Annotated in this window: 15 protein-coding genes; 6 read left to right on the top strand and 9 right to left on the bottom strand. The window is 69.6% G+C overall.

Features of this window, described 5'->3' with window-relative positions; translation table 11 throughout:
• Window positions 1-22: 22 nt before the first annotated feature.
• The 4 genes from IE248_RS25205 to IE248_RS25190 all read right to left on the bottom strand — a co-directional run bounded on the left by IE248_RS25205 (window position 23) and on the right by IE248_RS25190 (window position 3,187).
• Complete coding sequence (locus tag IE248_RS25205) at window positions 23-187, bottom strand: hypothetical protein (protein WP_190031761.1); 165 nt, start codon at window positions 185-187, stop codon at window positions 23-25.
• Between the two features lie 432 nt (window positions 188-619).
• Window positions 620-1,117, bottom strand: a complete 498-nt coding sequence (locus IE248_RS25200) for a YfbM family protein (RefSeq protein ID WP_190031760.1) — start codon at window positions 1,115-1,117, stop codon at window positions 620-622.
• Between the two features lie 206 nt (window positions 1,118-1,323).
• Entirely contained in the window at window positions 1,324-1,635 is a 312-nt protein-coding gene (locus IE248_RS25195; RefSeq protein ID WP_100582076.1) for a hypothetical protein, read from the bottom strand.
• A 727-nt stretch (window positions 1,636-2,362) separates the two neighbouring features.
• Window positions 2,363-3,187: a TetR/AcrR family transcriptional regulator gene (locus IE248_RS25190; RefSeq protein ID WP_190031759.1), complete on the bottom strand. Its 825-nt coding sequence runs from the start codon at window positions 3,185-3,187 to the stop codon at window positions 2,363-2,365.
• A gap of 88 nt (window positions 3,188-3,275) precedes the next feature.
• Here IE248_RS25190 and IE248_RS25185 point away from each other — a divergent pair, with 88 nt between their 5' ends.
• Window positions 3,276-3,665 carry a VOC family protein gene (locus IE248_RS25185; RefSeq protein ID WP_190031758.1) on the top strand — a complete coding sequence of 130 codons (390 nt, stop codon included), beginning with the start codon at window positions 3,276-3,278 and terminating at the stop codon, window positions 3,663-3,665.
• A gap of 387 nt (window positions 3,666-4,052) precedes the next feature.
• On the opposite strand, the gene IE248_RS25180 is transcribed toward IE248_RS25185, so the two are convergent.
• The gene (locus IE248_RS25180; RefSeq protein ID WP_190031757.1) at window positions 4,053-4,943 is read right to left on the bottom strand and encodes an alpha/beta fold hydrolase; all 891 of its coding nucleotides are present in this window, start codon (window positions 4,941-4,943) and stop codon (window positions 4,053-4,055) included.
• A gap of 86 nt (window positions 4,944-5,029) precedes the next feature.
• Here IE248_RS25180 and IE248_RS25175 point away from each other — a divergent pair, with 86 nt between their 5' ends.
• The 4 genes from IE248_RS25175 to IE248_RS25160 all read left to right on the top strand — a co-directional run bounded on the left by IE248_RS25175 (window position 5,030) and on the right by IE248_RS25160 (window position 8,979).
• Window positions 5,030-5,506, top strand: a complete 477-nt coding sequence (locus tag IE248_RS25175; RefSeq protein WP_190031756.1) for a MarR family winged helix-turn-helix transcriptional regulator — start codon at window positions 5,030-5,032, stop codon at window positions 5,504-5,506.
• A 649-nt stretch (window positions 5,507-6,155) separates the two neighbouring features.
• Window positions 6,156-6,587, top strand: coding sequence for a hypothetical protein (locus IE248_RS25170; protein WP_190031755.1), 432 nt, complete (start codon window positions 6,156-6,158; stop codon window positions 6,585-6,587).
• Window positions 6,584-8,392 (top strand): alpha/beta hydrolase, encoded by a 1,809-nt coding sequence (locus tag IE248_RS25165; protein WP_190031754.1) that lies wholly within the window; start codon window positions 6,584-6,586, stop codon window positions 8,390-8,392. Before IE248_RS25170 ends, IE248_RS25165 begins: the two co-directional genes overlap by 4 nt.
• Entirely contained in the window at window positions 8,389-8,979 is a 591-nt protein-coding gene (locus IE248_RS25160) for a hypothetical protein (protein ID WP_073797312.1), read from the top strand. The genes IE248_RS25165 and IE248_RS25160 overlap by 4 nt, the downstream gene beginning before the upstream one ends.
• A gap of 463 nt (window positions 8,980-9,442) precedes the next feature.
• Here the strand turns inward: IE248_RS25160 and IE248_RS25155 are convergent, their stop codons facing one another.
• Window positions 9,443-10,297 carry a class I SAM-dependent methyltransferase gene (locus tag IE248_RS25155; protein WP_190031753.1) on the bottom strand — a complete coding sequence of 285 codons (855 nt, stop codon included), beginning with the start codon at window positions 10,295-10,297 and terminating at the stop codon, window positions 9,443-9,445.
• A gap of 529 nt (window positions 10,298-10,826) precedes the next feature.
• Window positions 10,827-11,438 carry a CGNR zinc finger domain-containing protein gene (locus tag IE248_RS25150; RefSeq protein WP_190031752.1) on the bottom strand — a complete coding sequence of 204 codons (612 nt, stop codon included), beginning with the start codon at window positions 11,436-11,438 and terminating at the stop codon, window positions 10,827-10,829.
• Window positions 11,439-11,541: 103 nt separating this feature from the next.
• Here IE248_RS25150 and IE248_RS25145 point away from each other — a divergent pair, with 103 nt between their 5' ends.
• On the top strand, window positions 11,542-12,393 hold the full coding sequence (locus tag IE248_RS25145) for an SDR family NAD(P)-dependent oxidoreductase (RefSeq protein ID WP_190031751.1): 852 nt from the start codon (window positions 11,542-11,544) through the stop codon (window positions 12,391-12,393).
• A gap of 120 nt (window positions 12,394-12,513) precedes the next feature.
• Here the strand turns inward: IE248_RS25145 and IE248_RS25140 are convergent, their stop codons facing one another.
• Both IE248_RS25140 and IE248_RS25135 read right to left on the bottom strand, forming a co-directional pair.
• Window positions 12,514-12,948, bottom strand: a complete 435-nt coding sequence (locus IE248_RS25140) for a hypothetical protein (RefSeq protein WP_190031750.1) — start codon at window positions 12,946-12,948, stop codon at window positions 12,514-12,516.
• A gap of 60 nt (window positions 12,949-13,008) precedes the next feature.
• Window positions 13,009-13,428, bottom strand: coding sequence for a hypothetical protein (locus IE248_RS25135; protein ID WP_190031749.1), 420 nt, complete (start codon window positions 13,426-13,428; stop codon window positions 13,009-13,011).
• Window positions 13,429-14,564 lie beyond the last annotated feature (1,136 nt).

Genomic DNA, 14,564 nt, shown 5'->3' with positions numbered 1-14,564 from the left:
ACGCGGCCGTAGCGGGCGATGGTTAGGCGTTGATGGGCGTCGTGGCGTGGTTGCCGACGGAGCTGAACGTGCTCCCCTCGGGGGCATCGGGGAAGACTTCCTTGACGGTGTAACAGTGGTTGTCCACCGGGTCCTTGATGGAGACCCTCGGGGCCGTCAGGAGAGGCTCTCCCAGGATGACGGTCACCGCCATGGGAGCCCGACGCGGGGGCCGCCACGGTCAGGGCAAGGACAAGGGCGCTTCCGGTGGCGACGAAGGCGAATCCGGCCCGCCCAACGGATCGACAACAGTGGCTCGCCGTGGACGTGGCGCAGGAAGACAGCACGCTGCGGCACGGTTCCCGCGACGTCGCAGTCCGTGACATCCACGATCTCCGCGATGAGCCGGCAGTCCTGGGCCTAGCGGCGGGTCAGCCCTATGGCGGACCAGGGTTCGGGGACGCGTCGAGGGAGGCGAGGACGGTTCCGTGGTCATCCGGGATCAGGAACCTCATGAAGGCTGCTTCGAACGGCCGGACCCCGGGCGCACCCTGGTGCCCGGGGCGGGAGTCAAGCGCGGCTTCGGGCCAGGGGAAGGGGCGGGCAACCGCTCTGACGGGAGGAGGCAGGTCAGTCTGGTTCAGGTAATCCACAGGAGCACCGCGTCTCCCTCTCTGGCCGCAGCGCGCAGGTACTTCGCGAGGTCCGCCCAGTGCGCTGCGACCCAGTCCGCTTCCTCGCCGCGCTCCCAGATGGCCGTCGGGTAGATGTTCGCGGCAGCCAGATCCGTCGGGGTGACGCCTTCCGCCAGGATGTCTGGAGCATGGTCATCCAGGGCGTCGACGGCAGCGCGCACCCGGTCCGCGGTCAGGATCCGGGGCGGGCCATAGCCCCAGTCCTCGCCTTCCGGCCAGGGCATGTCCGCCTCTCCGTAGACCACGTCCACCGGGAAGCCGCGCCGGTTCAGCAGGAAATCGAGGGCATGCCAGGCCTTGTCGGTCTCAAGCACCCGCGCAGTGGCGGCCGCGTCGTCGCGGTCGTACAGCGCTCGGGCGTGCTCGGCCGCCCAGCGCGGGTCCTGGCAAGCGCGCTCGAATTCGTCCCGGGTGAGGCGGAGGTACCGCCCGATCATGCTCATGACCCACACCCTAGGGACAGACACTGACAGGACGACCGTGCCCAGAGGGGGCATCGGCGCCCCCAGATCCGCTGACCTCGGCACGGGTTCCCGCCCGCAGGCGGGCTGGGATCTTCCCGCCTGTCCGGCCACCGGCGCACTCAACAGGTACCGGGCCGCTTCCGCTTCCGGATCCGGATCCGGATCCGGATCCGGATCCGGATCCGTCACGAGCGTTCCATCAGCTGACGGGCGACGGCCGCGTAGTGACGGCGGGCCTCGGCGATCTGCGTGTGGTCGGAAGGATTGAGTTCCGCCCGGGCCCGGGCGCACTGCCCACGTTGCTCACGCCAGCCGGCGATCAGCGCCTCGTCCGGGGCCGGCTTGCGGTTCTCGGAGTTGATCTGTGCGGTGTACGCGCCGACCGCTCCGTTGATCGCCTCGATCGCGGCCTCGTAGGCCACTGACTTCTCGCTCGACCATTCGAAACTGCTGATCGAGGAAATCACCGGCTCCGGGGGCGGCTCTGGGGTGGCCATCAGCGTGTTCTCTCCTTGGGTTTGTGAGCAGCACTTCTGCGAACAGTCGCAGTATGTAGGCCTGTTGCTGATGCCGGCCGGGAGTTATCGGGCGCAGCGGCGCATGCTCGGGCGGCGGCCGATTACCAGGACGCTCGGGACGTGAGCCCGGGGCAGGCCCCGCGGCGTGACCTGTGCAGGTTTGTGGTGACCCACTTCAGTTCCTGGGCGATCGCCCGGCGGCGGCGCCCTGCTGCTCCGCGCCCATCACCGCCGAGTGGGCCCCGGCCAGCGATTCGAGCTGACGGGGATGAAGGGGGTGGAAGCGCCGGTGCGGCAGCCGACGCGGCGGGCGTGGCCGACGCTGGCCAGAATTGACCCGTGTACGGATGGGATTGCCGGATCCAGTGGCTGGCACTCTGCCTAGCAGGCTGTACCGTCTCGAACTTGCCGGTGACTGTAGGTCGCTGGAAGTGGAGCCGGGTGACCTGAGGCAGACCGCCGAGACTGCTCCCCGTGCACGCGGATGGCCCCTGGGCCCGGGTCGGTACGTGGCGGAAGGCGGTGCCGAATGCGCTGGTGGCGTCGCGGGTCTCACCGCACGCGTCGAGCTGGATTTCCTCGGCTTTGCCGTGGTGGATGCGTGCCTGGGCGGCGTGGGTCCAGGAGTCGCTGGCCGCGGGCTGCGGCCGTCGGTAGTAGGGGGCTTGGCACGCGGTCATCCGGTGGTGAGCTGTGCGTTGGGGGACTATCTGGCGGATGAGCGCTTCGGATTGACCTCGCGTGACAGTGGGAGCGGTGGGGCGCTGTGGGCTTCGATGAGGGTGCCGAGGCCGTCGAGAACGCGTTGCAGGCCGAAGTGGTAGGCGTGGTCGGGGCTGTAGGCCGCTCCGTGGGCGGCGCCCGCGGCGGCGCCCACGCGGGCGGCGGTGGGGTACTTGTCCGGGTCGAAGACGCGGGTGAGCAGGGGGGCGTTGGCGGCCCACCATTGCTCCTCGCTCATGGCGCTGTCCTGGCGGATGGCGGCCGCCTCGGCCGCTGAGCGCGCGGCGGCGTGGACGAAGCCGAGCAGGAACGTCAGGGCTGCGTCCATCTCGACGTCGTCGAGCCCGAGACCTTCGAACGCCCCCAGCTCGTGCTCGTACTTGGCCATGAGGCCAGGGCCGAGCGGGGGACGGCTGGTAGCGACCTCGGCGATCCAGGGGTGAAGGTCAAACATCTGCCGGTTTTCTTGGGCGACGGCCGTGAGTCGCTCGCGCCAGGGCCTTCCGGACAGCTCACTACGGGGCATCTGGCCGTAGACCGTGTCGAGCATCAGGTCGAGCAGTTCCGCCTTGCCGGGCACATAGGTGTAGAGCGACATCGGCACCACTCCGAGGATCTGGGCGACCTGGCGCATCGTGACAGCTCCCAGGCCGTCGGCGTCCGCCAAGTCGATCGCGGCCGCGACGACCCGCTCGACACTCAGACCCTGGCGCGGGCCGCGCCGGGCGTCCGCGGGGTCTCCGGGCTCGCGCCAAAGCAGCTTGAGGGTGCGAGCGGGGTCGCCGGCGCTGCTGCGTTGAGTGGGCATGGGAGCATCCTCTCGCGCTTTTATCCTGTACGCAGTACAGTGTACTGCGTACAGGATAATCTGGCTCTCCTGCCCCTTGGAGTTCCCCATGAAGATCACCGCTTCGGCCGTTTCGCTCAACGTTGAAGACGTCGCCGCGTCCGGCACCTTCCTGAGCAGTCACTTCGGGTTCCGGGAGGAGATGGCCGCGGACGGCTTCGTGTCGTTGACCCGCGAGGATGCCGGCATGAACGTCATCTTCCTGCGTCGCGGCCTGAGCTCTCTGCCGGACGACCAGCGCGACGACCACGCCGACGGCGTGATCCTCGCCTTCGTCGTGGACAGCCTCGAGGCCGAACTGGCCCGCCTGACCGCCGAAGGCGTCGCCATCACCATGCCGTTGCGCGAAGAGCCCTGGGGCGAGCGTGCCTTCCAGGTCACCGACCCCAACGGGGTCATCGTCCAGCTCGTGGACTGGAACGGATCCGCCGGCAAGTGACCCAGCCGGGAGGTGGGTGCCACGACGCGCTGCACCCACCTCCCCCCGGCACATGGGAATCCGCGGCAGACGCGGCAGTCCCCTTGCCTGTCACCGCGCACTGCCTGGCACCCCCTCACACCCGGCAGCCCTGGAGGCACGGTGGGCCGCGATCTGGACACTCTGGCGACCGCGCTGAGCTGGGGATTTTCCTGTCGTATTGATGTTCGTTAGCGACGTCGCCGCGCAAGGGCCGTGGTCCGGCTGGTGGTCGGGGGGTTGTTTCGTGGCGTCGATCGAGCGGACGGCGTATCCGCGGTTGAAAAACGCGGTGTCGGCGCGGGAGTTGCCCGCCTCGGCAGCACGAATCCGGGAGGCAACGGCGCCGCCCCGGCTCGGGGGACCGCGTCAGCGGTTCCGGTCGACGCGGTCGACGAAGTCACCGACCGCGGTGGCGAAGGCGGCGGGCGCCTCCTGCGCGACGAAATGCCCGACGTCCGGGATCGTGACCGCGGTGACGTCGCCGGCGACCTGGCGCATCGTCCGCTCGGTGAAGGGGGAGTTGATGCCGTCGACGGCGAGCACGGGAACGGTCAGCGGCCGTGACTCGGCCAGTGCCCGCATCCGGTCGCCGCCGGTCAGGGAGGAACGGTAGAGCCCCTCGGTGCCGCGCCAGCCGCCCGGCCGCGCGTAGGTGCGGGCGAACTCGTCGAGGTCGGCCTCGGTGATCCCGCCCGGCACCATCGTCATCACCGAGACGGCCCAGTCGAGCATCACTCGCTCGCGGCCGGCCAGGAACAGCTCCGGAATTCCCGGGGCGGCCAGGAATCCCACGTGCCAGGAGCCGCCCTTCCTCACGTCGGCCAGCATCTCCCAGCCGTATCCCGGAAGGGTGGTCTCGACGCCGGTGAAGCTGAGGACGTCGCCGGGGTGCGTGGCCGCGAACGCGAAGACCGGCCCGCCGCTGATGTCCTGGCAGGTCACGTGCACGGGCCCGACGCCGAGGTGGGCGACCAGCCGGTGCAGGTCCTCCGCCATGGTGGCCAAGTCGTGGTCGCCGTCGGCGATGCCGGAGTCGCCGAAGCCGCGCAGGTCGACGGCGAACACCCGGTGGGTGGCGGCGAGCAGCGGGATGACGTCGCGGAAGGCCCACCAGGACTCCGGCCACCCGTGCACCAGCAGGATCGGGGAGCCGGTGTCGCCCGCCGAGACGTAGTGCAACGTGGTGCCGTTGACCTCGGCGGTGTGGTGCGTGACGCCCGCCACGGCGGGCGAGGCCGTCACGAAAGAGCTGGTCATGCGATGACTCCCAAGATAGACAACCAGGTTGACTACAGTGTTGGTCAACCTGGTTGTCCAGTCAAGGGAAGATCTAGACTGTGGTCATGTCCTCACGATCCGGCGCCGATCTCGCCCTGCTGCTCCTGGGCAGCTATCGCAATCTGGTGGACGAAGTGGTCCGGGAGCTGGCGACCCGGGGATACCCCGACGCCCGGCCGTCGCACGAGTACGCGATCCGGGCCATCCGAGCCGGCGCCGACAGCGCCTCGGACTTGGCCCGCAGACTCGCCATCACCAAGCAGGCCGCGGCGAAGACGATCGCCGCGCTCGTCGAACGCGGGTACGTCACCACCGAGACCGACCCCGCCGACATCCGCCGCAAGAACATCCGGATCACCGATCACGGGATCGGGCTGATCACCGAGAGCACGGCGATCTTCGACGAGGTGCGGGCCCGCTGGGAAGTGCGTCTGGGCGCCGCCGAACTCGCCGAGCTGGAAAGGCAGCTCGCCCAATTCGTCGGCGACTCGCCCATCAACCTCGACGCTCCGGGCTGGGCGGCGGGACAGGAACTGCGCTAGCGGTCAGCCGAGGGTCGTGGTCGGCCGGTCGGCGGGGCCGGGACCGGAGTCGGCGGGGTGGCGGTGCCGAAGCCGGGGTGGGGGTCAGCCGGCGGGGTCAGGCTCCAGACGTCGGCGGCCGGCTCGTCCGCCGGCCCGTCGGTGGGTGTGGAAGTGAGGACGCTGTTGCTCCGGGTCTCGGTGAGAAGGCCGGCGGCCGGTGCTGCGGGACGGCCTGCTCTGGGAGGGCCGGGCCGGTCTTGCCCTGGGCGCTGCTGGGGGCGAAGTACATCGGGGTGCAGCAGTGGATGTGCGAGCCGGTCCTCGGGATCGAACCCGCCACCGAGGACGAGGAGTCGAAGCCGCGCCCCACGCAGGCCGACAAGTGGATCGCCAACCTCGCGGCCGCCGGGCAGTTCTTCGAGCGCGAGGGCCACCTGACGGTGCCCCGCAAGCACGTCGAGACCGTGCTCTCCGAGGACGGGGGGAGCTCCGGTTTCGTCTGGGGCAGGGGTCAACGACCAGCGGAGCAGGGCCGCCGCGCTGTCCTCGGAGCGGGTGGAGCAGCTGTCCGAGATCGGGATGCGGTGGGCATCGCCGCTGCTCGTGCGGCACCTGGGTTAGTCTCTCTGGGCGCGGAAGCGGAAGTCAGACGTAGACGGGGGAAAGCGTGTCCTATTCGGAGCGCTGGCAGGAGCTGTTCGGACCGGCTGACGGCGGGCCCGCGATGAGGCTCGCCTCAGCGGCCCCTGACTCCGGGAGCGGCGGGGGCGGGGCCGGAGGCCTCGAACACAGCCACGGCCCCTGGACCAGCGCCTCCAGCACCGCCGGCGACCTACACACCAGCACGGAGACCAGCCGCTCTTCGCTCGGCCCTGGCCACGAGGGCATCGAGACGGGAGCCGCGGGTCTCAGCTCCGTCGCCGCCCTCAAGAGCGTGCTGACGTCCTGGGATGAACGCCTTCAGGCGGTGCGGGACGAGTGCAAGCAGCTCAAGGGGACCTTGCTGACGGTCGCCAAGGAGATGGGTGAGACGGACACCGCCATCGAGACGTCCTTCAAGGGCGTCAACGGCGGCGCCAAGGCTGATGGGCAGCGATGACCAGCACCCTCACCTGGCAGCAGCTGCGCGACCTCAAGACCTCCGAGTTCACGGAAGCGGGAGACAAGTGGCACGAGGTCTCGAACCGCTCGGACTCCGACCGGGCCCGGGTTGACAGCGCAATGTCCGCGAAGCTCCGCGAGACCCAGAAGAGCGAATCAGCGGCGGCGGCCCTGGGCAAGCTTCAGCGTCTGAGCCGCAACTTCCAGTACCTGCACACCGAATGCGGGCTCATACGTACCGTCCTCAACGGGCTCGCCGGCGATCTCGCGGAGCCCCAGAACCAGTTGAAGCAGGCCCTCGCGGATGCCGCCGCCCTGAACTTCAGCGTCCACGAGGACGGTTCGGTCAGCTACCCGGCCACCGAGGTCGAGGACCTGACCGGTGCGAAGAAACAGGCCCCGGGCAGCAAGGTCCAGGGCAGCTCCCGCCTCGCGCTGGAACCGCCCGGCCTCGGCGCGCAGGGGCAGTCGCCTCTCTACCCTGGCTACTCGGGCTTCAAGCCACTGAACCCGAACGCGGCCAAGGCACAGGAGGTGGCCGACCGCATAGCCCGGGCCATGCGGTCCGCCCATGAGATAGACGCCCGGTACGCCAAGACCCTCGGCGGTCTGAAGGCGGAGAAGGGCCTTGATGTCACCGAGGCCACGCTGAAGGACGTCTTCCGGGACACCTCCGACGTCCGTTCCGCCGCCGCCACGTACCTCGGCAAAGGCATCCCGCAGGACGAAAGCCCCGCCGAGCGAAAGCAGTGGTGGGACGGCCTGACCGATGAACAGCGCCAGGAGTACCTGGAGATCGCACCGGACCTGATCGGCGGCCTGGACGGCATACCGGCGGTCTCCCGCGACGAGGCGAACCGCAACTACCTGCCGGTCCTCATCGACAGCTTGGCGCACCAGGGCGGCGATGACGCGAAGACCAAGGTCGATGCCCTCCGCATGATCCAGGACAAGCTGGGCGAGCCGAGTCGCCCGCCCATGTTCCTCCTGGGCATCGGAGACGAGGGCAACGGACGCGCGATCGTCTCCTATGGCAACCCCGACACCTCCAAGAACGTCTCGGCCTACGTCCCCGGTCTCAGTACCAAGCTCAACGACGAGTTCGTCACGGGCACGATGAAGCGGGCCCAGGACACCGCCATCGGTGCCCGGCGCGTGGACCCGTCCAGTGCCTCGATCGTCTGGTTGGGCTACGACGCCCCGCAGAACGTGGACGTGATGTCGAAGGGCGATGCGCAGCGGGGCGCCCCGGCGTACAACCAGTTCATGGCGGGCATCTCGGCGACGAACGAGAACAAGGACCCGCACGTGACGGCGATCGGGCATTCCTACGGCTCGCTCACCGTGGGCACGGCCGCCAAGCAGTCCGGCGGGATCCCTGGCGTGGACGACGTGATCCTGCTCGGCAGCCCCGGCGTGGACGCACAGAAGGCGACGGAGCTCGGCGTGGGCAAGAACCATGTGTTCGTCGGCGCAGCCGACAACGACCCGGTCACCCACCTGCCCTCGAAGAGCGAGGCGGCGCTCGGCTGGGTGCTGGGAGGCCCGGTGGGCGTCCGGGTCGGACGCGACCTCTTCGACATCGACAACGACGACGTGTACTTCGGCAAGGACCCCGCGAGCAAGGCCTTCGGGGCACAGCGTTTCCTGGTCGACGACGGGCCCAGGATGATATTCGACGGCGGAGGGTTCGACGCCCACTCCCAATACTTCACTCCGGAGAAGGACCAAACCTCGGCGAACAACATCGCCAGGATCGTCGCCGGACATCCTGAGAAGATCGTCAGGGAGGAATACCGATGAAGCGCACCACACGGACCGTTCGCCTGGCCTGTGCGATGGCCGTGGCCGGCGCGCTGCTCGCCGGGTGCGGGCTGTTGGGCGACACCAAGAACGGGAAAGAGGCAGTTGCGGGCATGGACATGCAGGGAGCGGCGGAGCGCGCCGACGCGATGCTCTACGCGACGGTCGGGGCGATCAAGCCGGAGATCGAATGGGTCCATGACACGACGACGACCGGCAGCTGCGACGTAACCCGCTACTGGACCGTGATGACGGTCGTCTCCGAGCAGCGCCGCGGCAACTTCCTCGGTGTGGTCGAGAACTTCTGGAAGGCGAGCGGCTACCGGATCAAGACAGTGAATCCGGACAAGGACATGCCGGAGATCGTCGCCACGTCCCCGGACGGCTTCGGCATCATGGTCATGTTCGGTCACGCTGGGCAGGCCTTCTTCGAAGTCACCAGCCCCTGCGTGCACGAGTCGAAGGTGGCCGCGCCCACGAAGGTGGCGAACGGCCGCACCTACGAAGGCGACATCCCCACCCCGAACGTCCGCTCCGACTTCTGGTCCGCCGATACCCCGGTACCGGGCCCCACCCCCTCGCCCTGACCTCAGACGCGGCGCAGGGCCCAACGCCGCCAGCCGCAGGCTTACCCCGCGGCGGAAGCGCGACCGTCAGCCGCGGGCGTTCTCAGCGGTCGCTGCGGCCGCCGCCTCTGAGCGGTCGCGCTCGGCCTGGTCCGCTGCCGCGACCGCCCTCTCCTCGCACGTCTCGCGCAGCGTCGGGTGCCACCGGTGGCCCGGCTCCCGGCTGGCTGCGGCGTTCGGCCATCGGTCGTTGTCGGACTTCGTCCCGCAGCCGGCGCAGACTTGGCGGGCGGGGCGGGCGGCTGGACTCTCCGGCGGAATCGGTCGAGCGGCAGCGAGCGGGGCACGTCGCAGCGGTCAGGTCTGGCCGACCCGTACATCCTTCGTGCGCATCCTTCCAGGATGCTCCCCCGGTGGCCGGGAGTGCGGCCGTGCCAGACTGGCGGTCGCGGCTCCGGACCGGCGTTCCGTTGTTCCGTTGCGCTCAGCGGGCGGTCAGCGAGTAGGCCGGCAAGGGCGTGTTACCGCGCTCCTTCGCCAGCGACCGAAGCACATCCGCCTGGCTCAGCACCAGGTCCCGTACCGTCTTCGGGAGCTCGGCCATCCGGTCGACGCTGTCGAGCAGTGTCGCGCAGGCATCCACCTCCCAGTCGCCGTCCTGTAGGGCGGTTGTGTCCACGGCCTGTCCCGGGGCGGGGTGCCAACCTGTCGCCGGGAGGACCCGGAGCAGGCTTTCCCGCGAGAACGGCGTGCGTACGTTGCCTTCGCCCCGAGACCCGCTCACCTCTATCTGGCCTTGGATCAGGACGGCCAGAAGGTGGGGCAGCTGGTCGGCCGATCGGGGTTCGAGGTCCCACTCGGCGAAGCACAGGTTCCTGGCCCAGCGGCGAACCCGGGCGAGGGTCTCCCGCAGCGGGTCCAGAGAGGCGAAGTACCAGGAGCAGTGGGCGAGGACCACGTAGTCGAACCCGTTGTCGGGGAAGGTGACCGCCTCGTCGAGGACGTCCAGGCCGAAGCGGAAGTCGATGCGGGAGCCCAGCGGCGTTGCTTTGAGGTGGTCCGCCGACTGCCCCAGAGTGACCGGGGCCCCGTACGACGGATCCGCAATGTCGACGGCGACCACCCGGCCCTGTGGGCCAACGGCCTCGGCGAGGACGGCCGTCATGTCGCCCTGTCCGCAGCCGACTTCCAGTACCGACGCTCCGGCCGGGATGTCCCAGCTGGAGACGAGTGCGGCCCGGTAGCGGGTCTGGGGTAGCTGGACGCCGGGGCTCAGGGCGTTGGCTGCCATGGAGGCCGCGATCGAGGGCGCCTTCGCCATCAGATCGGTCTTGTTCACAGGATCCTCCGTTGTGCTCTTCGAGTGCTGTGCGTGTCGAGGCCGCGGTTTTGCAGGGCTCCATCACGGTCTTCCCACACCCTCCCTCGCCTCCGTCGACGGCAGCACGCCATCGACCACGCAGGAAGCCATGGTCCAGCACTCCGGGTGGAGCGCAAGGCCCAAGACCGCACGCCCTCGGGCAGAGAGTGCTGCCTGCCGGGCCCGGACGGTGTCCTGCCCCACCGAGCGGCTCGCCCGGCGCGGGGCCAGTGCGGCCCGGGCTGCGGGCGCGTGGCCGGCTCACTTCGTCGCGTTCGATCTGCTGCGGCTGTCAGGGACCGACACGGCCCTGTGCCCGTATCAGCAGCGCAGGGCGGCGCTGGAGTCCGCCTGGCCTCGCCTTTGTAGGGCCTGTCCGTCGACGGCTTCGGGGGACGCCTGGCGCTTCTCGCGTTCGGCAAGTGCCCGCTGGATGCTGGCCAGGGCAGGGTTCTGGCATGTGCGTTTCCCGGTGGGGACGATTGCTCTTCTCATTGGCAGGGCGGTCTCATGCCTCGGAGGGCGCACCACCGCCACGGCGCTGCCGCTGGCGGTGTTTGCGCATGGACACCTGAGAGCCGCAGCCTGTACTGCAGTACAGCCCTCCCCCATTGCGGGTGCGGTCGAAGAAACCGAAATGGCATGGGGGGTTCCGGCACGCCTTGATGCGCCCCCAGTCGCTGCTCTGCGCAAACGTCGTCACCGCAGCCAGTACGGTTCCGAACACGCGTGGCACCCCCGACTGTGGGGAGGCCAGTTCTACACCGCTGGCCGTGACCACCGTCGCCAGCGGGTACAGCGCACCCACGCGTCGCAGGTGCCGCTCGGCCCGCAGCAGCGGTTCACCCAGGCTTTCCTCGTCGCCCGAGTGCGCGAGCAGCACAGTCACCAGGGCGTCACGCAGCTCGCGGGCGACCGCGGCGTCAGCGTCGGTCACCACGGTTTCGCCACCGAACTCGTCGCGCTCCGCCAGCCACGCCGCGAACGAGTCGCCGTCCCCGAACAGCTCTCGGCTACCCGATCCGTCCGCGCGCGTGTTCACGAACGCGAGAACGGTCTCCACCGTCGGCGTGACGGTGCGTGGGCTGGGTTTGGGGGATCCGGCTGCCGCAGTGATCATCCCCTTACGGTACATCAGCGTGAGCGGTACTACTCCGACTAGTGAGCAACATTCGAGTCGATCTAGGTTGACTCGTTGCGAGCTAACGGCTTACGGTCGCAACATGAATCGAGCATCCACCTCTCAGACCCTCCTCCGCACGTGGCTGATCACTGGCGCGACGTCCGGCATCGGCCGCGAACTGACGCTCCAGGCACTGGAGAACGGCGACGCCGTCTCGGCTCTCGCCCGTGACACCTCCTCCCTGGACGAACTGGCTGAAGCGCACGGTGAGCGCCTGCTTCTCATCCAGGCGGACGTACGTGACGAGCAAGCCGTCCGGGACGCGGTGGAAGGCACGCTCGCACGCTTCGGCCGTATCGACGTGGTGGCCAACAATGCGGGATATGGACTGTTCGGAGCCGTTGAGGAGGCCTCCGACACACAGGCCCGCGCCGTGTTCGACACCAATGTCTTCGGAGTGCTCAACGTGCTCCGCGCAACGCTGCCGGTGCTCCGCGCCCAGCGATCCGGGCACATCCTCCAGGGCTCGTCGGTCTACGGTCAGTCCGCCCATCCCGGCGTGGGCCTGCTGGCCGCCACCAAGTACGCGGTCGAGGGGCTATCGGACGCGCTCGCGGCCGAGGTCGCACCGCTCGGCATCAAGGTCACGATCATCCAGCCCGGGCTGACCGCGACCCCCTTCCTTGCCAACCTCGATGTCGCATCCGGCCTGGGCGACTACGACCAGACCGTCCGCGAGGTCCACAAGGGCATCGGAGAGCTGCCGGCGTCCGCGTTCTCCTGCGCGGCACGGATCGCCGCAGGCATCCGGACCGCAGTCGACAACCCCAACCCCCCGCTGCGCTTGGCCCTTGGCACCTCCAGCGCGACGGGCATGCGCCCCGCTTTGGAGGCACGGATCGAAGACCTGGACAGCTGGCGGCGTGTGACCGAAGCCGTCGACAGCCAGTAAGCCACGAAACCCGCCGGGAAGACGGTCATGGCGGAGGCGGCCCTGCCCTCCTCACCGCCCGGCCATGACCAATCGGTCTGGGTCGAAGCCACGACGGACAGCTCGGCCCAGACCCCTGCACTACCACTGCTCCGCGCTCTCCCAGGCGGGCATCGGCCGCGGTTCCTCCGCCCGCAGGACACGGCCGCCAATCGCCCGCCCGGCGAAGGCCCACTGCGACACGGTGTTCACGGCCAACCACGTCACCGCGGCCGCCCGGTGGGCGGCCACGATCACCGTGACCGCATCCGCCAACGGCGAGGCTGCCGCCTCGGGCATCACCGGATCGTCCGCGACCGCGACCGCGACCGCGACCAGGGCCACAGTGAGGTACCGGCGCACGGCCTCGGACCTGCGGAGGAAACGGCGGGGCCAGCCGCGGACCGTTCCCTCGGCCAGGCCCAGACGGGCGGCGATCTGGCGGTGGCCCATCCCGAGGGCCGCAATCTCCAGCCGGCCCCCGATCACCTCGGCGCATCCATCCGCCGCGGCCAGACCACCTCCGGCAGCAGACATGCGTGACCTGACCACCGTGCAGTGTGAACGCCGAGGATGTACGACAGTCGGGATCCGAGATCACCACGGACCTCCCGTGGCCGACCGTGCCCCTGCGGCGCGAGCACGGCCCCACAAGGGGGGACACATCAGTTCGCCGGCCCGCAGTCGGCGTTCCCGGAAGCGGGAGAGCCAGCCGCCGGCCTTCTCGGCGGTCGCGGCGACCTCCGCCTCCAAGCGGTCGCGCTCGGCCCAGGCCGCCGCCGCGACCGCCTTGGCCTCGCACGGCTCGCACAGCGTCGGGCTGTCCCCTCCATCGTCGTCGAACTTCGGCCCACAACTGGCGCAGGCAGGGCGGGCGGCCTCGCGCTCGGCCCTCTTCTGCTCGGCCGCGCGGCGCGGCTGCTCCTGGTACTCCTCCTGCTGTGCTCGCGCCCGCTCTGCCCGGCGGGCGAGGACGGCGTCCAGGAGATCGCCGCCCTCGCCGGCCAGCGCCGGCACGGTGCCGGAAGCAAGCTGCGAACCGACCTCCTCACCGGAATCACCGCCAAGCGGACCACGCTCACCGTCCGCCCCGAAGCCCCGGCCTCCGCCTGATATGAACGCCTCCGCTACACGTCCGCAGGGCACACCCGTCCCTGGAACGGCGCACCGGTCTACCGCACCCTGGTCAAGCCGCTGAAAGCCTGAGACACCTCCCCAACGCCAGGGCCGAGCACAAACCCCCTCGGGGCTCACCGGTGAGTTCATACGAGGCACCCGGCGGGTCACCGGTGAGTTCGCACCGGCGCTGGTGAGGTCACCAGGCAAGACACCGACGGCCACAGCAGTGCCGGTGAACTCACCGGCGGCCGGTGAGTTCCTGGGTGGAGGGGCGCTCTGGCTTGGGGCGGGGAGGTTTGCAGAGTCACCGGCGAGTCACCACTCGGGCTGTGCGAGTCTGGCCGCATTGGGGACCGTCAGAGGCGCGGCGAGAGCGAGTCCGTGGCCGGCCAAGCCACCGTGTGTCATATCCCTTCCCGCCTGCAAGACAGCCCGAGCGTCCTGTCCCACATCCCACTGCGGCTTGGTCCGGTCACGCATCGCCGGCGGTTACCGTGCGGCTCTGAGGGACCGGTGCGCAGCCTTCCCCTCGATCACGCTCACCGGCCGCCCGCCGCCCAAGCCCCCACCATGGCTGGTAGAGCGCGGGATCGGTGTCCACCGCCTCCGGTCCGCGTACACACCACGGATGCGCCGAAGGGCCACAAGGTTCCGCCCGCACCTGCCCCTCCGCCAGCGCTGCGCAACGGATCCCGCCGCCGGAGTGCCACTCCCGCCCCGCGGCCGGCACTCTTGCCACCCGAACTCAGGGGAAGTACGCGTCGGACCCATTCATTTCACCCACCCCCCTCACCATTCCCTCTCAGCCCCAACCCCCGCCCTCCCTCACTCCGGCTCCCCTCCCCCATCCCCTTCTCCCCCGTCCCCTACCTGTCTTCTCCCCCGTCCCCACGCCCCCTTCCAAGCCGCTGCACTCCCTCAACCGTTCTCTTCACCCCCCTACCCCCTACCTATAAGTCCGGCCAGTCACCGGCTGCACTTCCGCGCCTGACCAGGCCCGATAGGGCTGCGACGCGAGAACCTCCTCCCCCCAT

Origin of the sequence: Streptomyces goshikiensis (assembly GCF_014650555.1) — a bacterium.
GTDB classification, from domain to species: Bacteria; Actinomycetota; Actinomycetes; order Streptomycetales; family Streptomycetaceae; genus Streptomyces; species Streptomyces goshikiensis.
Note: the sequence above shows the minus strand (reverse complement) of the source record. Positions and strands in the feature narration are given on the sequence as shown.